12 protein-coding genes are annotated in these 14085 nt (G+C 71.5%); 9 read left to right on the forward strand and 3 right to left on the reverse strand.

All coding sequences use genetic code 11. The annotated features are described in order from the left end of the window. Positions 1 to 54 precede the first annotated feature (54 nt). Together CEQ11_RS12105 and pdxS are read right to left on the reverse strand one after the other, a co-directional pair. Entirely contained in the window at positions 55 to 666 is a 612-nt protein-coding gene (locus CEQ11_RS12105; protein WP_127913500.1) for a hypothetical protein, read from the reverse strand. 653 nt (positions 667 to 1319) lie between these two features. Next, positions 1320 to 2261, reverse strand: coding sequence for a pyridoxal 5'-phosphate synthase lyase subunit PdxS (gene pdxS / locus CEQ11_RS12110; protein ID WP_070639942.1), 942 nt, complete (start codon positions 2259 to 2261; stop codon positions 1320 to 1322). A 257-nt stretch (positions 2262 to 2518) separates the two neighbouring features. On the opposite strand from pdxS, the gene ald reads away from it, so the two are divergent. Beyond that, positions 2519 to 3673, forward strand: coding sequence for an alanine dehydrogenase (gene ald, locus CEQ11_RS12115; protein WP_088478755.1), 1155 nt, complete (start codon positions 2519 to 2521; stop codon positions 3671 to 3673). Positions 3674 to 3856: 183 nt separating this feature from the next. Here ald and CEQ11_RS12120 read toward each other — a convergent pair whose 3' ends face one another. After that, entirely contained in the window at positions 3857 to 4702 is an 846-nt protein-coding gene (locus CEQ11_RS12120) for a CoA ester lyase (protein WP_067189565.1), read from the reverse strand. Positions 4703 to 4892: 190 nt separating this feature from the next. Here CEQ11_RS12120 and CEQ11_RS12125 point away from each other — a divergent pair, with 190 nt between their 5' ends. The 8 genes from CEQ11_RS12125 (at position 4893) to hpaD (ending at position 14058) form a co-directional block, all read left to right on the forward strand. Then, the gene (locus CEQ11_RS12125) at positions 4893 to 5720 is read left to right on the forward strand and encodes a MoaD/ThiS family protein (protein ID WP_088478756.1); all 828 of its coding nucleotides are present in this window, start codon (positions 4893 to 4895) and stop codon (positions 5718 to 5720) included. Positions 5721 to 5760: 40 nt separating this feature from the next. Then, on the forward strand, positions 5761 to 6975 hold the full coding sequence (locus CEQ11_RS12130; protein WP_088479041.1) for a PLP-dependent aminotransferase family protein: 1215 nt from the start codon (positions 5761 to 5763) through the stop codon (positions 6973 to 6975). 107 nt (positions 6976 to 7082) lie between these two features. Further along, on the forward strand, positions 7083 to 8756 hold the full coding sequence (locus CEQ11_RS12135) for a fumarylacetoacetate hydrolase family protein (protein WP_088479042.1): 1674 nt from the start codon (positions 7083 to 7085) through the stop codon (positions 8754 to 8756). Between the two features lie 2 nt (positions 8757 to 8758). Further along, positions 8759 to 9499, forward strand: a complete 741-nt coding sequence (locus CEQ11_RS12140) for a GntR family transcriptional regulator (RefSeq protein WP_227718872.1) — start codon at positions 8759 to 8761, stop codon at positions 9497 to 9499. 106 nt (positions 9500 to 9605) lie between these two features. Beyond that, entirely contained in the window at positions 9606 to 11129 is a 1524-nt protein-coding gene (gene hpaE / locus CEQ11_RS12145) for a 5-carboxymethyl-2-hydroxymuconate semialdehyde dehydrogenase (protein WP_088478757.1), read from the forward strand. A 355-nt stretch (positions 11130 to 11484) separates the two neighbouring features. Continuing rightward, positions 11485 to 11820, forward strand: a complete 336-nt coding sequence (locus CEQ11_RS12150) for a hypothetical protein (RefSeq protein WP_088478758.1) — start codon at positions 11485 to 11487, stop codon at positions 11818 to 11820. A 98-nt stretch (positions 11821 to 11918) separates the two neighbouring features. Next, positions 11919 to 12701: a hypothetical protein gene (locus CEQ11_RS12155; RefSeq protein ID WP_088478759.1), complete on the forward strand. Its 783-nt coding sequence runs from the start codon at positions 11919 to 11921 to the stop codon at positions 12699 to 12701. Positions 12702 to 12894: 193 nt separating this feature from the next. Then, complete coding sequence (hpaD, locus tag CEQ11_RS12160) at positions 12895 to 14058, forward strand: 3,4-dihydroxyphenylacetate 2,3-dioxygenase (RefSeq protein WP_088478760.1); 1164 nt, start codon at positions 12895 to 12897, stop codon at positions 14056 to 14058. Positions 14059 to 14085 lie beyond the last annotated feature (27 nt).

Genomic DNA, 14085 nt, shown 5'->3' on the forward strand with positions numbered 1-14085 from the left:
CAACAACTGCACCCTCGTCGGCGGAGGGAGGGACGCAGCGGGACGAATACCGGTTCAGATCCGCACACCACGGCGTCGGAACGCGCCCGTGAGGTCATCCACAAGCGCCTGCATGCCCGATTCCGTCCACACGTCTGCCGACACACGCACACAGATCCATCCGGTCGTCTCCAGCCGGCGGACACGTCGGATGTCCGCCCGAAACTGCGCCGCATCCGTCCGGTGGTGGTCGCCCTCGTATTCGAGGCAGATCCTCGGCCCCTCCCACACCAGATCCGGCATGATCCACGAGCCGTCCGCCATGGTCAGCACGACGTTCATAGCGGGTTCCGGGAATCCCGCCGCCACGAGCCGCAGCCGGATCCGAGACTCAGCCGGAGACCCGCTTGCGGGCCGCAGCAGCGGGAGCGCCTTCCGCAGCAGACGCACCCCACGCACGTTCCGACGCCGCGCGGCCGCGGCGGCGAGATCTTCCAGCGTGCACCGCGGATGCTCACCCGGTTCTCTGCGCCCCGCGGACCCGTGCGGCGTCTGCATCAGGGACTCCCCCGCCACCACGAGGTCTTCGAGCGCCCTCTCCTCCACTGCCGCCGGGACCTTTTCCGGACGTCCCCAGGGCACCAGCAGAGTCGACACATCCGTCCACGTCCAGGCCGGGGAGGTCACGGGAAGTCCACCGCATCGGGTGGTCTCGGCCGCCGCCGACAGCCGATGCCCCCGGACGCCGCGACGACGCGGCCGTGCCGGAGAGCCCTCGGGCATGGAGAGGTGGACCGTGAGGTCGTCACCGAGCCGGCGAGGGACCCACATCCCCCAGATCCAGGCGGCTGTCGCATGGCTGAACACCATGCCGTCCGCCGTGGTCTCCTGCAGGGCCCGCAGCATCTCCAGGCGGGCTGGAGGACCGGCACCGACAGCACGGAGCCCACGCCCGGGTGAGGCCAGGTCGCCGCGCCGCAGCCGGCCGGGACTCATCCCCGCGGCACGCAGGACCCCGGTGGTCAGGACCCGCGCGTCGCCGAGACCGGGGGCCAGCCGAGGCGGCACCCTCTCGGCGGTTGACGGTGGAGTTGACGGTGGCGCGGTGAGGACGGTCGGGAGCGGTCGTGCAGGACGGGGCATGCCCCCAGCGTTGCCGCGGGCGACCTGTGGAAGGCGGGTGCCGTCGTCGTGCTGTGGATGACACGCCGGGCCCGGACCGCTGTGCAGGACAGGAGACGGCGCTTCCCACGCAACGAGGGTGCAGTTGTTGTCGCTTCAGCGCTCCGGAACCGACAACAACTGCACCCTGGTCGAAAAGAGAAGGCCCCCCGCTCAGCTCACCAGCCGCGCTCGGCCAGACGGTGCGGGGCCGGCAGGTCCGCCACGTTGATGCCGACCATGGCCTCGCCCAGGCCACGGGAGACCTCGGCGATGGCATGCGGGTCGTCGAACTGGGCGGTGGCCTTCACGATCGCCGCGGCACGCTCGGCCGGGTTGCCGGACTTGAAGATGCCCGAGCCCACGAACACGCCGTCCGCGCCCATCTGCATCATCAGGGCGGCGTCCGCCGGGGTGGCCACGCCGCCGGCGGTGAACATGACCACCGGCAGGGTGCCGGTCTCGGCCACCTCGCGCACCAGCTCATAGGGGGCCTGCAGCTCTTTCGCCGCCACGTACAGCTCGTCCTCCGCCAGCCCCTTCAGCTGGGCGATCTCCTTGCGGATCGTGCGGATGTGCTTGACGGCCTCGGAGACGTCGCCGGTGCCCGCCTCGCCCTTGGAGCGGATCATGGCCGCGCCCTCGGTGATGCGGCGCAGCGCCTCGCCCAGGTTCGTGGCGCCGCAGACGAACGGGACCTCGAAGTCCCACTTGTCGATGTGGTTCACGTAGTCCGCCGGGGAGAGCACCTCGGACTCGTCGATGAAGTCCACCTTGAGCGCCTCCAGCACCTGGGCCTCCACGAAGTGGCCGATCCGCGCCTTCGCCATGACGGGGATGGACACGGCGTCCACGATCCCGTCGATGAGGTCCGGATCGGACATGCGAGCCACCCCGCCCTGCGCGCGGATGTCCGCCGGGACGCGCTCGAGCGCCATGACGGCCACGGCGCCGGCGTCCTCGGCGATCCGCGCCTGCTCCGGGGTGACCACGTCCATGATCACGCCGCCCTTGAGCGTGTCCGCCAGACCGCGCTTGACCCGGGTGGTGCCGGTGCCGCGGGCGCCGTCGTCGGCAGAGCCGGCGGTGGAGGGCGAGAAGGAGGTGGTGTTCTGGCTCATGCGGATGCTTCTCCGATCTGCTCGGGCGGGAGGGCGTCTTCGCCCTGCTGCCGCCGATGTCTCACGGGCCTCGCGTCGGGCCCGCGCCAAGAGACCATCGTGCCACCGCGTGACGGCGCGCGCCGCCACCGCCGGGCGGGCTCCGGCCGGCGGGCACGTCCGCGCGTCATACAGGACCGTCCGACCGTCCCCGCGCACACGGCGCGCCGATCCGTGGATGCTGTCCTTTCCGGCCCGCTCCGCCCTACTCTGTCCGCATGCTGATCGGAGTGCCTGCAGAGATCAAGGACAACGAGCGCCGCGTTGCGCTCACCGCCGCCGGAGTGACCGAGCTGGTCCGGGACGGCCACACGGTGGTCGTGGAGGCCGGGGCCGGCGTCGGCTCATCCGTCACGGACGACGCCTATGCGGACGCCGGCGCGGAGCTCGTGGAGACCGCGGACGAGGTGTGGGAGCGCGCGGACCTGGTGCTGAAGGTGAAGGAGCCGGTGGGCCCGGAGCTCAAGCGCATGCGCCGGGAGCAGGTGGTGTTCACTTACCTCCACCTGGCCGCCTGCCCGGACACCGCCAAGGCCCTGCTGGAGGCGGGCACCACGTCCATCGCCTATGAGATGGTCACCCGCCGCGGTGCCGCCGGCACCACCCTGCCCCTGCTGGCCCCGATGTCCCAGGTCGCCGGCCGTCTGGCGCCCATCGAGGGCGCCCACCACCTGCTGCAGGCCCAGGGCGGCTCCGGCGTGCTCCTGCCCGGCGTCCCCGGCACCCGCCGTGCGAAGGTCGTGGTGGTCGGCGGCGGCGTGGCCGGCGAGAACGCGGCCATGGTGGCCGCCGGCATGGGTGCGGACGTCACCGTGCTGGACGTGAACCTCGAGCGCCTCGCCCAGCTCGAGCTGGTGCACCAGGGCCGCTTCCACACCCTCGCCTCGAACCACCACACCCTCGCCGAGCAGATCACCGATGCAGACCTGGTGGTGGGCTCCGTGCTCATCCCGGGCGCCGCCGCCCCGAAGCTGGTCACCGAGCAGATGATCGAGTCCATGCGCCCCGGCTCGGTGCTCGTGGACATCGCGATCGACCAGGGCGGCTGCTTCGCCGGTTCGAGGCCCACCACCCACACCGACCCGACGTTCCTCCAGGGGGACAAGGTCATGTACTGCGTGGCCAACATGCCCGGCGCGGTGCCGCAGACCTCCACCGCGGCCCTGACCAATGCCACGCTCCCCTACGTGAAGAAGCTCGCCGCGAAGGGCTGGCAGGCAGCGCTCGCCTCGGACCCGGGCTTCGCCGCGGGCCTGTCCACCGTCGACGGCACCCTGCAGCACCAGTCCGTGTTCGATGCCCTCGCCGAGCCCCTCGGCCTGTCCCAGGACACGCTCCGCCCGGTCCACGACGTCTTGCGCGTCACCGACTGAGCAGAGGCCGGCCCACGACGGCGGCCGCCCACCTCGCGGAGGTGGGCGGCCGCCGTCGTGGGTGAAAGGGGTGCGGGCGCCGAAACTCGACGGTCTCCCGAACGAAAACGCCCGGGAACTCGACGGTCTCCCGAACGAAAGCGTCCGGGGACTCGACCGTTTCCCGAACGAAAGCGCCTGGGGTCAGGCGTTCCAGAGGCCGTAGGAGTCGGCCAGGTCGGCGATCTTCCGGGCGCGCAGCAGGCGCGGCAGGTAGGAGCCGTCGCCCACGGCCGCGCCGGCGGCGTGCTGGTCCAGCAGGTCGTGGGCCCACTTGACCTCGTCCTCGGACGGGGAGAGCGCCTTGTTGACCCAGTCCACCTGGTCGCGGGAGAGCACCAGGCGGCCGGTCATGCCCATCGTGTTGGTCAGGCCTGAGGTCTCGGCCACGGCGTCCTCGCCGTCGGTGTTGCCGGGCGGCCCGTCGATCGCGCCGGGCAGGCCGCCCACGCGCGAGGCGATGACCAGGCGGGAGCGGGCGTAGGCCATGGCGATCGGGTCGTCGCCGACGCCCACGTCCTTGCGGAAGTCGTTGGTGCCGAAGGCCAGGCGGAAGGTGCCCGGCGCCCTCGCCACGGCCGTGGCGTTCTCCACGCCGAGGGCGGACTCGAGCAGGGCGATCACCGGGGTGCCCGCGCGCAGGCGCATGGCGGTGAAGGTGACCTGCTCCGGCTCCTCCGTCTCGGCCAGGATCACCCCGCGCACACCTTCCAGGTCCTTGAGGGCCTCGAGGTCCTCCGCCCAGTGGTCCGTGGTCGTCGCGGAGATGCGCACCCACGCGGTCATGCCGCTGGAGAGGGCGTCCACCACGTTCGCGCGGGCCTGCTCCTTGTGCTCCTCCGGCACGGCGGCCTCGAGGTCGAAGATCACGGAGTCGGCCTCGGAGGCCAGTCCCGGAGCGAAGTCCTCCGGTTTGGCGGCGTTGACCAGCAGCCAGGAGCGGCTGAGCTTGGCGGGCAAGGCGGCGGCACGTCGATTGCGCAGAGGCATGCCCGTCAGCCTACTGGCTCGGGCCCGCGCCGGACACGGCCCCGAGGTCCGTGCTCGCCTGCCGGACGGCGGTGGCGGCGGTAGCATGGGCCCACGACGACGGCCCCGCACCTCCGCCACGCACGCGCCCGCCTTCGTCCCCCTTCCGTCCCGCACGTCCGCCGTCACATCCCGCCAGGAGTAAGCGCCCATGCACCGCACCGGCCGCCGCCCCGCCGCCCGCGCGCTCGCTTGGGCCGGCTCCCTGGCCCTCGGCACGGCGGCCCTGGCCGGATGCACCCCCGCGGACGAGGAACCGACCGGAGATGGCAGCGGCTCTCCGAGCGCCGGAGAGCAGACCGGCATCCCCCAGGTGGACCGGGACGGCTACCAGCCGCTGACCGTCCACCTCGTGGCGCCCGTGTGGTCCGCCCCGCCGGGCACCTCCGGTGTGCGCGTCGGCTGCCAGGACCAGGACCTGCTGGTGGCCGTGCAGACCGCGCCGACCAAGGCCGAGGACCCTGCGGACATGGCCATGGACTTCCTGCTGGAGGACACCACCGGCACCCACGGGGACCCGGCGCTGACCAACGCCGTGGCCGCCTCCGCGAAGACCCTCACCTACACCGGCCACCACCGCGACGGCGACACCGAGGTGTTCGAGTTCGCCGGCACCGTGACCGTGGAGGACGCCTGCGACGCCGAGCGCGTCCGCGCCCAGCTGGAGGCCACCGCCGCCGCGAACACGGTCGCGGACGAGGTCCGCGTGACCGTGGACGGCGAGGACATCGCCGACGCGCTCGGCCTGCTCCCCTACGAGCCGGGCGACGAGTACACCGCTGCTCCGGAACCGGAGGAGCCGTCCGAGACGCCCGCCCCCGGCGATGGTGCTTCCAGCGAGAGTGCCCCCGGCGAAGGCGCCCCCGGTGAGGGGACGCCCAGCGAGAGTGCCCCCGGCGAGGGCGAGCCGAGCCTGCCGGGCGCCTCCCCCTCGTACGGTGTTCAGACCCATCCGGTCGTCCCGCCCAACGGCCCCTGAGCATCGCGCGCGCATGCGCCGGCTGTTAGCCTTCTGTGCCGTGTCCCAGAGTCGTGACTTCCTCTCCCAGCGCGCCCTCGGCGTGAAGCAGTCCGCGGTCCGTGATGTCTTCGACATCGCCATGGACCCCAACCTCGTCTCCCTCGCCGGCGGCAACCCGTGGCTTTCGGGTCTGCCCCTGGACGAGCTCGGCAAGACGGCCGGCGAGCTCGTCTCGCAGCACGGCACCGAGTCGCTCCAGTACGGCCCCGGCCAGGGCCTGGAGCCGATGCGCCAGGCGGCGTGCACCGTGATGGCCGGCGACGGCATCCCGGACGCCGATCCCGAGCTCGTCGTCATCACCCCCGGCTCCCAGGCCGCCATCGACACCGCCTGCCGCGCCTTCGCCAACCCGGGCGACGTCGTCGTGGTGGAGGACCCCACCTTCGTGGGCGCCCTGACCAGCTTCAACACGTGGGAGCTGGACGCCGTGGCCGCCGGCACGGACGAACACGGCCTCATCCCGGCCGAGCTCGACGCCACCCTCGAGCTGATGGAGGCCGAGGGCCGCCGCGTGGCCTTCCTCTACACCATCCCGTCCTTCGCCAACCCGTCCGGCGCCCTGCTGCCGGAGGACCGCCGCGACGAGATCGCCCGGATCTGCGCCAAGCACGGGGTGCTCATCGTGGAGGACAACCCGTACGGCCAGATCGCCTTCGACGGCCGGCCACTGGCCCCGATCGCCGCGAAGCACCGCGACCAGGTGGTCTACCTGGGCACCATGTCCAAGATCTTCTCCCCCGGTGTGCGCATCGGCTGGGCCCTCGTTCCCGCCGCCCTGAAGCGCGAGTTCTACCTGTCCGCGGAGTCCGCGTTCATCCACGCCTCCACCCACGGCCAGATGCTGTCCACCGCGTTCGTGGACCACTTCGACTGGCAGGGCCACGTCCGCGAGGTCTCCGGCCTCTACAAGGAGCGCGCCGAGGCGCTGTGGGACGCGGTGAAGGAGCACTGGGACCCCGCAGTGGAGTTCATCCGTCCGCAGGGCGGCTTCTTCCTCTGGGGCTCGCTGCCGGAGGGCGCGGACACCCTCGAGCTGATGACCGAGGGCATCAAGGCCGGCGCCGTCTTCGTGCCGGGTGCCGCGTTCACCCCGGTCGAGGGCACCCACTCCACCCTGCGCCTGGCGTTCTCCTTCGTGGAGGCCGAGAAGCTGGTGGAGGGCGTGAAGCGCCTGGCGCCCGTGGTCAACGAGGCGGTCGCGCGCACCCGCTGACCCCTTCGGCAGGCCCCTTCGGGCGGCCACCGGCCGACGGCTGCCTCCCTGCGTGGGGAGGCGGCCGGCCCTTCCCCGGCCCGGGCGGATCGTATATGATCCGCGCCATGACGCAGAGCACAGGCCAGAACACCGCCACGCCGACTGTCACGGAGCACGACTTCACCCGCCGCGAGAACCGCCCGGGCAAGGTCCTCGCGCTGCACCTGAACTACCCCTCGCGCATCGCCCAGCGCGGCCGCTCCCCCCAGTTCCCCGGCTACTTCATCAAGGCCGGCACCTCGATCGCCCGCTCGGGCGACACCATCGAGCGCCCCGCTGACACCGAGCTGCTCGCCTACGAGGGCGAGATCGCGCTGATCATCGGCACCCCGGCCCGCCGCGTCTCACCGGAGGACGGCTGGAGCCACGTCGCCGGCATCACCGCGGCCAACGACTGGGGCCTGTACGACCTGCGCCACGCGGACAAGGGCTCCAACGTGAAGAACAAGTCCGGCGACGGCTACACGCCGCTCGGCCCGGCCGTGATCTCCGCCGAGGGCCTGGACCCGCAGGCGCTGCGCGTGCGCACCTGGGTCAACGGCGAGATCGTCCAGGACGACACCACCGAGGACCTCGTCTTCCCGTTCGGCCAGCTCGTGGCCGACCTGTCCCAGCTGATGACCCTCGAGGAGGGCGACGTCATCCTCACCGGCACCCCGGCCGGCTCGTCCGTGGCCCAGCCGGGCGACGTCGTCGAGGTCGAGGTGGACGCTCCCACCGCCCCGGGCGCCCCGACCACCGGCCGCCTGGTGACCGAGGTCGTGGCCTCCGACCGCCCGATGGCACCCTTCGGCCACGGCCCGAAGGTGGACGACACCCAGCGCGAGGAGGCCTGGGGGTCCCGCCAGGCCGCAGGGCTGCCGCCGGTGGACACAGAGGCCGCCGGCCTGGCGCCCGCCGGCGCGGAGAAGCCCGACGACGGCGCTGCCGCCGGTTCCGCCTCGTCGGCCGCCTCGTCCGCGGTGGACGAGAACGGCCACTGGGTCCCGAACGCCCCGCAGCCGGACCGCTCCCTGCTGACCCCTCAGCTGCGCGCCACGATCAACGCCACCGCGGTCGCCACCATCACGGCCCAGCTGCAGAAGCGCGGCATCCAGAACGCGACCATCGACGGCCCGCGCCCCGTCCACCGGGGCCGGCGCGTCCTCGGCTACGCGAAGACCCTGCGCTACGTCCCCAAGCGCGAGGACCTGGCCAAGGAGTTCGGCGGCGGCTTCAACGCCCAGAAGCGGGCCATCGACTCGGTGCAGCCGGACGATGTGGTGGTCATGGAGGCCCGCGGCGAGCACGGCACCGGCACCCTCGGGGACGTCCTGGCCCTGCGCGCCCAGGTCAACGGCGCCAACGCGGTGATCACCGACGGCGGCGTGCGCGACTCCGCCGCCGTGGCCGAGGTCGGCATCCAGGTGTACGCCGGCGCGACGCACCCGGCCGTGCTGGGCCGCCGTCACATCCCGTGGGAGGTCGGCGGCACCATCGCGTGCGGCGGCACCACCGTGCAGCCCGGCGACATCATCATCGGCGACGACGACGGTGTGGTGGTCGTCCCGCCGGCGCTGCTCGAGGAGGTCGTCCACGACGCCTACGAGCAGGAGCTGCAGGACGCCTGGGTCTTCGAGCAGGTCAAGGACGGCCACCCGGTGGACGGCCTGTTCCCGCCGAACGCCCAGTGGAAGGCCGCGTTCGCCGAGTACCGCAAGACGCTGCCGGACGCCCCGGCTCCGGAGGGCGACGCCTGAGCATGGGCGGCACGGACATGCCCCGCGGCGAGGCCGCGCCGAGGCGAGGGTCGGACGGGACGGGACAGGCCGTCGTCGGGACCGGCGCCTCGAAGGCGGACCGCGCCTACCAGGCGATCCTCGAGGGGATCCGGGACCAGCGCCACGAGCCGGGCGACCGGCTGGTGCTGTCCCAGATCGCCGCGGAGCTTCAGATGTCCGTGGTGCCCGTGCGGGAGGCGATCCGCCGCCTGCAGTCCGAGAACCTGGTGGCCTACGAGCGCAACGTGGGCGCCACCGTGGTGGGCATCGACCCGGTGGAGTACCGCCACACCATGGAGACGCTGGCGCTGGTGGAGGGCTTCTCCACCGCCCAGTGCGCCCCGCACGTGACCGCCGAGGACATCGCGTCAGCCCGTGAGGTGAACGCGGCCATGCGCGCGATGACCGCCTCGGAGCAGGCATGGGACCCGGTGGCGTTCACCGAGCTCAACCGCCGCTTCCACTCGATCCTGTTCGAGCACCGCCAGAACGAGCACGTGCACGACCTGGTGCACCGCGGCTGGAACCGCCTGGCCGCGCTGCGCTCCTCCACGTTCGCGTACGTCCCCGGCCGGGCGGACGCCTCCGTGGACGAGCACGAGCAGCTGCTGCGCCTGATCGAGGACGGCGCGCCCTTCGAGCAGATCGAGGCCGCCGCCCGTGCCCACCGCCTGAACACCCTGCACGCCTACCTGGAGCACAGCGCCGCGCAGTCCACGTGACCGCCCGGCGGCAGACGGCGCCGAGGCCGGCTCCAGGAGCCGAGAAGACCATCCGCCCCATCCGACCCTTCCGACCCACCCGAAGCACCGAAGCGAAGGAGACACCATGACCGAGAAGACCAGCATCGAGGCCCGCAAGCCCGAGGGCCTGCCGGACGTCCTGCGCCACTACATCGACGGCGAGTTCGTGGACTCGCTCGACGGCGACACCTTCGACGTGCTCGACCCGGTGACCAACGAGCCGTACCTGAAGGCCGCCTCCGGCAAGGCCGCGGACATCGACCGTGCCGTGGCCGCCGCGAAGGCCGCCTTCGAGTCCGGCGAGTGGTCCCAGGCCCTGCCGCGCCAGCGCTCGCGCGTGCTGCACCGGATCGCGGACATCATGGAGACCCGTGGCGAGCAGCTGGCCGCCATGGAGTGCTTCGACACCGGCCTGCCGATCAAGCAGGCGAAGGGCCAGGCCGCCCGCGCCGCCGAGAACTTCCGCTTCTTCGCGGACCTGATCGTGGCCCAGCACGACGACGCCTTCAAGGTGCCCGGCCGCCAGGCGAACTACGTCAACCGCAAGCCGATCGGCGTGGCCGGCCTGATCACCCCGTGGAACACCCCGTTCATGCTGGAGTCCTGGAAGCTGGCCCCGGCCATCGCCACCGGCAACTCCGTGGTGCTCAAGCCGGCCGAGTTCACCCCGCTCTCGGCCTCCCTGTGGGCGGGCATCTTCGAGGAGGCGGGCCTGCCGAAGGGCGTGTTCAACATGGTGAACGGCTTCGGCGAGGAGGGCTACGCCGGCGACCCGCTGGTCAAGCACCCGGACGTGCCGCTGATCTCCTTCACCGGCGAGTCCCGCACCGGCCAGATCATCTTCGCCAACGCCGCCCCGCACCTGAAGGGCCTGTCCATGGAGCTCGGCGGCAAGTCCCCGGCCGTGGTCTTCGAGGACGCGGACCTGGAGACCGCGATCGACGCGACCATCTTCGGCGTGTTCTCCCTGAACGGCGAGCGCTGCACCGCCGGCTCGCGCATCCTGGTCCAGCGCTCCATCTACGACGAGTTCGTGGAGCGCTACGCCGCCCAGGCGAAGAACGTGAAGGTCGGCCTGCCGAACGACGAGACCACCGAGGTCGGCGCGATCGTGCACCCGGAGCACTTCGAGAAGGTCATGTCCTACGTGGAGATCGGCAAGTCCGAGGCCCGCCTGGTGGCCGGCGGCGGACGCCCGGAGGGCTTCGACGAGGGCAACTTCGTGCAGCCGACCGTGTTCGTGGACGTGGCCCCGGACGCCCGGATCTTCCAGGAGGAGATCTTCGGCCCGGTGGTGGCCATCACCCCCTTCGACACGGAGGAGGAGGCCCTGCAGCTGGCCAACAACACCAAGTACGGCCTGGCCGCGTACATCTGGACCAACGACCTCAAGCGCGCCCACAACTTCGCGCAGAGCGTGGAGGCCGGCATGGTGTGGCTGAACTCCAACAACGTGCGCGACCTGCGCACCCCGTTCGGCGGCGTGAAGGCCTCCGGCCTCGGCCACGAGGGCGGCTACCGCTCGATCGACTTCTACACCGATCAGCAGGCCGTGCACATCAACCTCGGCGAGGTCCACAACCCGGTGTTCGGCAAGCAGGGCAAGTGACCGGCTGACCCGGGCCTCTCTTTCTGGCGCCGAGCCAGAGGCTTCTCTTCAGCGCCGAACCAGAGACTTCGGCTGCTTCAGGCCTGTCTGAAGTGACCAGTCCTTCTGGTTCGGCGAGGAGGGGACGGCGAGGGGGCGGGAACCGCGGACACGGTGATCCCCCGACGACGGCACTCACCTCACGGAGGTGAGTGCCGTCGTCGTCATCCCGCCCCGCAGCGCTTTCGTTCGGGAAAGAGTCGAGTCCCGGCGCGCTTTCGTTCGGGAAAGGGTCGAGTCCCGGCGCGCTTTCGTTCGGGAAAGGGTCGAGTCCAGGCCTTGTCCTTCCGCGGCCACGCTGGGGATGATGCGGCACATGCACCACCACCCACCCGGCCGGGTGCGCTTCACGTACCTCCATGGCGCCGAGAACTTCATCGATCTGCAGGACACGGTCGACGACGCCCCGACCCCCGCGGCGCTGATGTCCGCCGCCGTCCCCGCCGAGCTGCAGGCGAGGATCGAGGCCTGGGACGACCACATGGGGGATGCGTTCGACTACACGCATGGCGGCGAAGGACGGCCACCGGAGTCCTGGCCGAGCACCCTGCGCGATTCGCTGACCCGGGAGTACGACGCCCTGCTTGCCGACCTGCACGCCGCGGGGCTGCCGGCGGTGCGCGACGCGTGGTGGGCACCCGACTCCACGTGACTGCGTCCCCTGCCTCCACGTGACCCCTGCCCCTGCCCTTGCCCTCCATGGCCTCGCCCCGCAGGATGGGCCCAGACAGGACTGACGGGGAGGGGAGCATGGCTGTTCCGACGCGCAATCCGGAGTTCGCCCCACCGGGAGAGTTCTCCTGGGTGCGGGCGGCGGCGAAGAGCACGCTGCTGTGGGCGCTGAACTACGGGGCCGTGGCGGTCGTGATGCTGCTGTGCGGCCTCAGCGCCGTCACCAACCGCAGCGGCAGCCCCGTCGAGCCGGCCTACGCCCTCTACGCGTGGACGATGATGCAGGGCTTCTACCCGCTCTACCACCGGGCCACCGGCGCCTCGGACGACTACATCCCGCAGAGCCCCCGCTTCCTTCGCCTGCTCCTGCTGACCCAGACGATCGGGCTCGTCTCCCTGGCGCTGGTGGTGGGGCCGCTCTCCCGGATCGGAGCGGAGCTGCACGAGCCCGGGTCGACGGTCGCCCTGCTGGACACGGACCCGACCGCGTGGAGCGTGTTCATGCTCCACGCCCTCGGCATGCTCGGCTGGCCCACCGCCAGCGCCCTGTTCATGCTCCGCATGACCGCTCAGCCCGGCAGGCTCCTGCCAGGGCTGCTGGTGGGGGTGCCGCTGTTCCTCGTCACGTTCCTGGGCGGGCTGATCGGCGGGTGGTTCCTCCTGGGCACCGCAGACGTCCCGCAGGACACCGTGCTTGTGATCTGCGGGCTGTTCGGCGGCACCGCACTGCCGGTCATGGCCGGGACGATGCTGTGGTTCCGCGCCTCCACCGCGCGAGAACCGTTGGGCCCACCACCGGCGAAGGCCGGGATGTTCACCGGTGCCGTGCAGCCACCCTCCTCCCGTCCTCCCCGGAGTTAAGGGCGAAGATCCCCGGAATCCGGTCGCGTTGGCGGGGAACTGTGCCCTCCTCGCCCTCGGCAACGCCCCTCCCCTCACCCCTTCCTCCGCGGCGCAGGATCATATACGATCTTGATCAGAAGGAACGTGCCCCAGCGCACACCCTCCGCACCGACATCGCCGTCGGCACCACACCCCAGAGTCAGGAGTGAGCATGAGCAACCTCGAGGGCCGCACCAAGACCTCGTCCGGCTTCTACGTGGGCCAGGAGGGCCCGGTGAAGACCGAGAATCCGATCCCCACCCCGACGTCCCCGGCTCCGGACGTGCTGCGCTGCGCCTACATGGAGCTCGTGGTGACCGACCTGGCCGCCTCCCGCCAGTTCTACGTGGACGTCCTGGACCTGGTGGTGACCGAGGAGGACGAGAACACCGTCTACCTGCGCTCCATGGAGGAGTTCATCCACCACAACCTGGTGCTCCGCAAGGGCGAGACGGCCGCCGTGGCCGCGTTCTCCTACCGCGTGCGCACCCCGGAGGACCTGGACAGGGCCGTCGCCTTCTACGAGGAGCTCGGCTGTCGCGTCGAGCGCAGGAAGGACGGCTTCGTCAAGGGCATCGGCGACTCGGTGCGCGTCGAGGATCCGCTGGGCTTCCCGTACGAGTTCTTCTACGAGGTGGAGCACGTGGAGCGCCTGGCCTGGCGCTACGACCTCTACTCCCCCGGCGCCCTGGTCCGCCTGGACCACTTCAACCAGGTCACCCCGGACGTGCCCCGCGCCGCCCGCTACATGCAGGACCTGGGCTTCCGCGTCACCGAGGACATCCAGGACGACAAGGGCACCGTCTACGCCGCGTGGATGCGCCGCAAGCCCACCGTGCACGACACCGCCATGACCGGCGGCGACGGCCCGCGCATGCACCACGTCGCCTTCGCCACGCACGAGAAGCACAACATCCTGGCGATCTGCGACAAGCTCGGCTCGCTGCGCATGTCCGACGCGATCGAGCGTGGCCCGGGCCGCCACGGCGTGTCCAATGCCTTCTACCTCTACCTGCGCGACCCGGACGGCCACCGAGTCGAGATCTACACCCAGGACTACTACACCGGCGACCCGGACAACCCCGTGGTCACCTGGGACGTGCACGACAACCAGCGCCGCGACTGGTGGGGCACCCCGGTGGTGCCGTCCTGGTACACCGACGCCTCTCTGGTGCTGGACCTCGACGGCAACGTCAAGGAGGTCGTGGCCCGCACTGACGACTCCGAGATGGCCGTGACCATCGGCGCCGACGGGTTCTCCTACACCCGCGCCGAGGACGAGAAGGAGATGCCGGACTGGAAGAAGGGCGAGTACAAGCTGGGCAACCAGCTCTGACCCTCCCCCTTCGAGGCCCCGGCCTCT

The sequence above is a fragment of the Micrococcus sp. FDAARGOS_333 genome, from assembly GCF_002206575.2.
In the GTDB taxonomy this organism is placed as follows: domain Bacteria; phylum Actinomycetota; class Actinomycetes; order Actinomycetales; family Micrococcaceae; genus Micrococcus; species Micrococcus lylae.

Coding starts and splice junctions, on each gene's coding strand:
- CEQ11_RS12125 (WP_088478756.1), top strand. CDS start 4,893: ATGCACCGCACCGGCCGCCGCCCCGCCGCCCGCGCGCTCGCTTGGGCC.
- ald (WP_088478755.1), top strand. CDS start 2,519: ATGCTGATCGGAGTGCCTGCAGAGATCAAGGACAACGAGCGCCGCGTT.
- CEQ11_RS12120 (WP_067189565.1), bottom strand. CDS start 4,702: ATGCCTCTGCGCAATCGACGTGCCGCCGCCTTGCCCGCCAAGCTCAGC.
- hpaD (WP_088478760.1), top strand. CDS start 12,895: ATGAGCAACCTCGAGGGCCGCACCAAGACCTCGTCCGGCTTCTACGTG.
- pdxS (WP_070639942.1), bottom strand. CDS start 2,261: ATGAGCCAGAACACCACCTCCTTCTCGCCCTCCACCGCCGGCTCTGCC.
- hpaE (WP_088478757.1), top strand. CDS start 9,606: ATGACCGAGAAGACCAGCATCGAGGCCCGCAAGCCCGAGGGCCTGCCG.
- CEQ11_RS12135 (WP_088479042.1), top strand. CDS start 7,083: ATGACGCAGAGCACAGGCCAGAACACCGCCACGCCGACTGTCACGGAG.
- CEQ11_RS12140 (WP_227718872.1), top strand. CDS start 8,759: ATGGGCGGCACGGACATGCCCCGCGGCGAGGCCGCGCCGAGGCGAGGG.
- CEQ11_RS12150 (WP_088478758.1), top strand. CDS start 11,485: ATGCACCACCACCCACCCGGCCGGGTGCGCTTCACGTACCTCCATGGC.
- CEQ11_RS12155 (WP_088478759.1), top strand. CDS start 11,919: ATGGCTGTTCCGACGCGCAATCCGGAGTTCGCCCCACCGGGAGAGTTC.